Annotated in this window: 5 protein-coding genes and 1 pseudogene; 2 read left to right on the forward strand and 4 right to left on the reverse strand. The window is 68.7% G+C overall.

Translation table 11 applies throughout. From position 1 onward, the window contains the following. The 4 genes from WA805_RS27970 to WA805_RS27985 all read right to left on the reverse strand — a co-directional run. Window positions 1-1,578 (reverse strand): cytochrome b (locus WA805_RS27970; protein WP_425243826.1); only part of this gene is annotated, 1,578 nt, incomplete at its 3' end. Further along, on the reverse strand, window positions 1,575-2,648 hold the full coding sequence (locus tag WA805_RS27975) for a Rieske 2Fe-2S domain-containing protein (RefSeq protein WP_422288496.1): 1,074 nt from the start codon (window positions 2,646-2,648) through the stop codon (window positions 1,575-1,577). The genes WA805_RS27975 and WA805_RS27970, both read right to left, overlap by 4 nt. Beyond that, window positions 2,645-3,526: a c-type cytochrome gene (locus tag WA805_RS27980; protein WP_425243827.1), complete on the reverse strand. Its 882-nt coding sequence runs from the start codon at window positions 3,524-3,526 to the stop codon at window positions 2,645-2,647. The genes WA805_RS27975 and WA805_RS27980 overlap by 4 nt, the downstream gene beginning before the upstream one ends. A gap of 14 nt (window positions 3,527-3,540) precedes the next feature. Further along, on the reverse strand, window positions 3,541-4,194 hold the full coding sequence (locus tag WA805_RS27985; protein WP_422281604.1) for a cytochrome c oxidase subunit 3: 654 nt from the start codon (window positions 4,192-4,194) through the stop codon (window positions 3,541-3,543). A 105-nt stretch (window positions 4,195-4,299) separates the two neighbouring features. Between WA805_RS27985 and WA805_RS27990 the strand changes: the two genes are divergently transcribed. Then, on the forward strand, window positions 4,300-4,695 hold the full coding sequence (locus WA805_RS27990; RefSeq protein WP_422288498.1) for a hypothetical protein: 396 nt from the start codon (window positions 4,300-4,302) through the stop codon (window positions 4,693-4,695). A gap of 11 nt (window positions 4,696-4,706) precedes the next feature. Further along, a pseudogene (locus WA805_RS27995) lies at window positions 4,707-5,163 on the forward strand (anthranilate phosphoribosyltransferase); the annotation flags it as partial.

Consider the following 5,163-nt stretch of genomic DNA (forward strand, 5'->3'; position numbering starts at 1 on the left):
CCCGTCGGGCACCGCCACGGTCTCCGTGAACGCGCGGTTCGCCACCCCGCGGGCCCAGCCCATGACGCCGCGCGATGCGGGCGCGGGCACGCCGTTGGGGTCCGGCTCGCCGGGCGCCGGGAGCGCCAAGGGCACCTTCTTGGAGTCGATCTTGCCCCGCTCAGCCTCCGTGAGCGGTCGTTCCTCCTCGACGAACCCGCCGTCAGGCAGCTGTTTGATGATGCCGATCTCGACGCCGTGGGTGAGCATCGACGTGTCGTGCCGCTGCAGCCCGAGGCAGATCCGTTTCGTCACGTAGTACGCGCCGATCGGCACCACGAAGACGGCTATCCGCGCGATCCAGGTGATCGTGTACAGCGGTATGTCGAACGCGTTGGCGAGCACGTCGTTGGCGCCCTCGGCCCACAGGATGCCGTAGAAGCAGACCGCCGCCACCCCGGTCCCGGTGCGCGCCGGGGCGTTGCGCGGCCGGTCGTTGATGTGGTGCGCGGACCTGTCGCCGGTCGCCCACTGCTCGAAGAACGGCCACAGCGCGGCGCCGGTGAAGATGATCCCGAGCGGCACGGCGAACGGGATCAGCACCGACAGCGTCAAGGTATGCCCGAGGAAGTTGATCTCCCAGGAGGGCATGATGCGCAGCGCTCCTTCGAGGATGCCCATGTACCAGTCGGGCTGGGACGCCGAGGAGATCGCCAGCGGCGTGTACGGGCCGTACAGCCAGACGGGGTTGATCTGCGCGAACGTGGAGAGCACGGCCAGGGAGCCGAAGATGAAGAAGAACCACGCCTGGCCCTTGAGCAGGAAGTACGGCCAGAACGGCTGGCCGGTCACGTTCTGCTCGGTGTTCCCCAGCGCCGGCATCTGGGTGTGCTTCTGCCAGAACATGATGAACAGGTGCGCGGTGATCAGCGCCAGGATCAGCCCGGGGATCAGGAACACGTGGATGATGTACATCCTGGGCACGATCGCGTTGCCGGGGAACTCCCCGCCGAACAGGAAGAACGCCAGGTAGGTGCCCACGATCGGTACGCCCTGCAGCACGCCCTCGAAGATCCGCAGGCCGGCGCCCGACAGCTGGTCGTCAGGCAGCGAGTAGCCGAACAGCCCCTCGAGCATGCCCAGCAGGAGCAGCGTGATCCCGATCAGCCAGTTGACCTCGCGCGGCTTGCGGTACGCGCCGGTGAAGAACACCCGGAGCATGTGCGCGAAGATCGCGACCATGAACAGGTCGGCGGCCCAGTGATGGATCTGCCTGATCAGCAGCCCGCCGCGGATGTCGAACGAGATGTTCAGCGTGGACGCGTACGCCTGCGACATCTGGATGCCGTCGAGCTTGGCATACGAGCCGTGGTACACCACCTCCTGCGTCGACGGCACGAAGAACAGCGCCAGGTACGTGCCGGTCAGCAGCAGGATCACGAAGGACCACAGCGCGATCTCGCCCAGCATGAACGACCAGTGGTCGGGGAAGACCTTCCGCATCAGGACCTTGACGCCGCGCGCCCCGTGGAACCTGTCGTCGAGCCACCCGCCGACGCCGTCCAGCGCCTTGGGGATCTTTACCGCTTCGTCGCTCATCCGCGCTCCCAGAAGCTCGGGCCGACCGGCTGCGGGAAGTCGCTGGCCGCCGCCAGGTACCCGTCGGAGTCGACCATTAGCGGCAGTTGCGGCAGCGGCCGCGCCGCCGGGCCGAAGATCACCCATGCCCCGTTCGTGGCGTCGAACGTCGACTGGTGGCACGGGCACAGGATGTGGTGGGTCGTCTGCTCGTACAGCGCCACCGGACAGCCCACGTGCGTGCAGATCTTGGAGTAGGCGATGAGGCTATTGTCGATCGACCAGTTCATTGAGGCGATCAGCGTGCTGCCGTTATAGCGGTCTGGAAAGTTGAGCTGGCCCGGCTCGAACTTGATCAGGATCACGCCCGCCTTGGCCAGCGCGTCGGCATCGTCCTGGAAGCCCTCGGGGATCATCGTGATCATGCTGCCCGGCTGGAAGTCGCCGGGCCGCAGCGGGTTGAGGGCGCCCAGGGTCACGGCCCGCAGGCCCTTGCGCCACACCGTGTACCGCAGCGACGTGCCAGGCAGCGGGCCCAGGTCGCGCAGCAGCACCAGCGGCGCCAGCGCCAGCGGTACGGTGGCGAGCAGCAGCGTGCGGCGCAGCAGCGGCCGCTTGGTGAACTGGCTGATGGCCGCGCCGTCGGCGAATTCTGCCTTGAACGCGGCGCGGTCCCCGGGGGCCGACGCGAGTTCGTGCCGTTCCTCTGCGATCTCGATGTTCGGCGTCAGGTGCCGCACCCAGATCATCGATCCGGTGCCGAGCGCCAGCAGGACCACCGACAGGGCCAGGCCGAGCGCCAGGTTCGACCGGAACGCGGCGTCGACAGCGTTCGCGCCCGCCGGGAGGTTGGACGACCCGACCTCAAGTCCGATGTAGGCCGCGATGAACCCGCACCCGGCGACGAACGCGAGTACGAAAAGGGCCGCTACCAGGCGTTCCGCGCGGCTCGCGCGCGCCTTGTCCGGCGGGTCGGTGACGAGCGCCGGCCCGGCCGGCTTTTCCGCGGTGTCGACCGCGGCCGGGGCGGGCGACGGGGTCCCGATCACCCGGCGTGGGCCGGTCCCGGTCGGCTCCTCGATCTCGCTCATGAACTGTGCTCCGATTCAGCCTGCTCAGCCGTTTCAGTCGTGGCGTGCTCACCAGGGACGTGGTCACCGCCGTGTTCATCGATGGCGCGGTCCCGCCGCCTGGCGGTGAGCCACATGGCGATGAGTATGAGGAAGCCAAGCCCGCCGATCCAGATCAACAGGCCCTCGGTGACCGTGCCGGTGCGTGCCAGGGACAAGCCGCCGGGGTTGGGCTCGTTCCGCGTGTCGGTGATGAAGGCGATGATGTCGCGCTTCTCCTGCGGCGTGACCGTCCCGTCGCCGAAGACCGGCATCGCCTCGGGCCCGGTCAGCATCGCCGTGTAGATCTGGGTCGGCGTCGAGGCGTTCAGCGAGGGCGCGTTCTTGCCGTAGGTCAGCGCGCCGCCGGCGCCGGCGAACCCGTGGCACTGGGCGCAGTTCGTGCTGAACAGCTCCTCGCCGAGCGCGGTGTTCGCGCCCTCGGTGGACACGTCCGCTTCGGACGGGATGGGCGGGCCGCCGCCGAGCGACGCGATGTAGGCGGCGATGGCGTAGATCTGCTGTTCCGTGAAGTCCGTCGGCTTGCGATCGTTCTCCGCGCCGAGTTCCTTGGCCGGCATCCGGCCCGTCGACATCTGGAAGTACACCGCGGCGGCGCCGGCGCCGATCAGCGAGGGCGCCTGCGAAGTGCCCTGGGCGTCGAGCCCGTGGCAGGACGAGCAGCTCTGTTCGAACAGCGACTTGCCTTGCGCGATCGACGTCGAGGCCTGCGCGGGCGCTGCGGCCGACGCGCCGCCGCCGGCCAGCGTGCTGTAGAGCACGCCGACCGCGACGAGGCCGACGGCGACCGCCGCGTAACCGGCGGCCGGGTGCCTGCGCCGGGCGATGATCGAGCTCACTCGGTTTCCCCTGGTTAGTGGATGAGGTAGATGGTGGTGAAAAGGCCGATCCACACGACGTCGACGAAGTGCCAGTAGTACGACACCACGATCGCGCTGATCTGCTGTTCCCTGGTGAAGCGTTTAGCGGCGTAGGTACGCCCGAGCAGGAAGATGAAGGCGAACAGGCCGCCGGTCACGTGCAGGCCGTGGAACCCCGTGGTCAGGAAGAAGACCGAACCGTAGTTGCTCGACGACAGGGTCACGCCCTGCTGGCGGATCAGGTCGAGGTACTCGTATCCCTGACCGAGGACGAAGTACAGCCCCATGATGAAGGACAGCACGTACCACTCGCGCAGGCCCCACTGCATGAAGTTGAAGATCGAACGCGTGCGCTTGATCTGGCCGCGCTCGACCGCGAACACGCCCATCTGGCAGGTGACGCTGGAGGCCACGAGCACGATGGTGTTCGCCGACGCGAGCGGGAGGTCAAGATGAGCCATCGGCCACGCCAGGCCCTGGCCCTTATCAACGGACCGGATCGTGAAGTACATCGCGAACAGCGCAGCAAAGAACATCAGCTCACTGGACAGCCAGATGATGGTACCCACGCTGACGAGGTTCGGTCTGCTGGCAGGGCCGCGGGGTACCGGTGTCTCGGTCACGGATGCAGTCGCCACGAAGGTCATTATTACGACACCTCGTAGGGGATCTGCACCCGACCCCCGGATTTGCTCTGCTCTCCCCCGGGGGGCTGCCCCCGGTCCCCCCGATCCTCAGTAAGATGACGGACCATGAAGGTCGTTGTGTACAGTCATGACGCCGATACGCGGGCGGAAATCATGCTCGCGATCGGGCGTCGCCCGGCCCCCGACGTGCCGGAGGCGGAGATCGTCGAGGTGGCGACCGAACCCGCCCTGTTCCGGCTGCTGGACGCCGGCGGCGTCGACGTGATGGTGCTCGACGGCGAGGCGCAGCCGGCCGGCGGCATGGGCGTCAGCCGCCAGGCGAAGGACGAGATCTACAACTGCCCGCCGGTGCTGCTGGTCATCGCCCGCGCCGACGACCGCTGGCTCGCGACCTGGTCGCGGGCCGAGGCCGTGGTCAGCCACCCGATCGACCCGGTGGCGCTGGCCAGGGAGCTCGCCGCCCTGATGCGGTCACGCGCCGCGGCGATCACCGCCGGATAGGCGGTGCCCCGGTGACTCCGCCGTCCGTGGACGGGCCGACCTGGCCCGCGCTTATCCGCGCGCTGATCAGCGGCCAGCCGCTCAGCGCCAGCCAGACCGCCTGGGCGATGAACGAGATCATGGACGGGGCGGCATCCCCGGCCCAGATCGCCGGGTTCGGCGTGGGGCTGCGGGCCAAGGGGGAAACCGCGGAGGAGATGTCCGGCCTGGCCGCGGGCATGCTCGCGCACGCGACCCCGATCAGCATTCCCGGTCCGATCACGGACCTGGTCGGCAGCGGCGCCGACGGCGCGCACACGGTCAACGTGTCGACGATGGCGACGATCGTCGCGGCGGCCGCCGGCGCCAGGATGGTCAAGCACGGCAACCGGGCGGCGTCGTCCGCCTGCGGCGCGGCCGACGTGCTCGAGGCCCTTGGCGTGGTGATCGACCTGCCGCCGGCCGCCACCGAGGCGCTCTTCGCCGAGG

This window comes from Trebonia sp., assembly GCF_049794275.1.
GTDB lineage: Bacteria > Actinomycetota > Actinomycetes > Streptosporangiales > Streptosporangiaceae > Trebonia.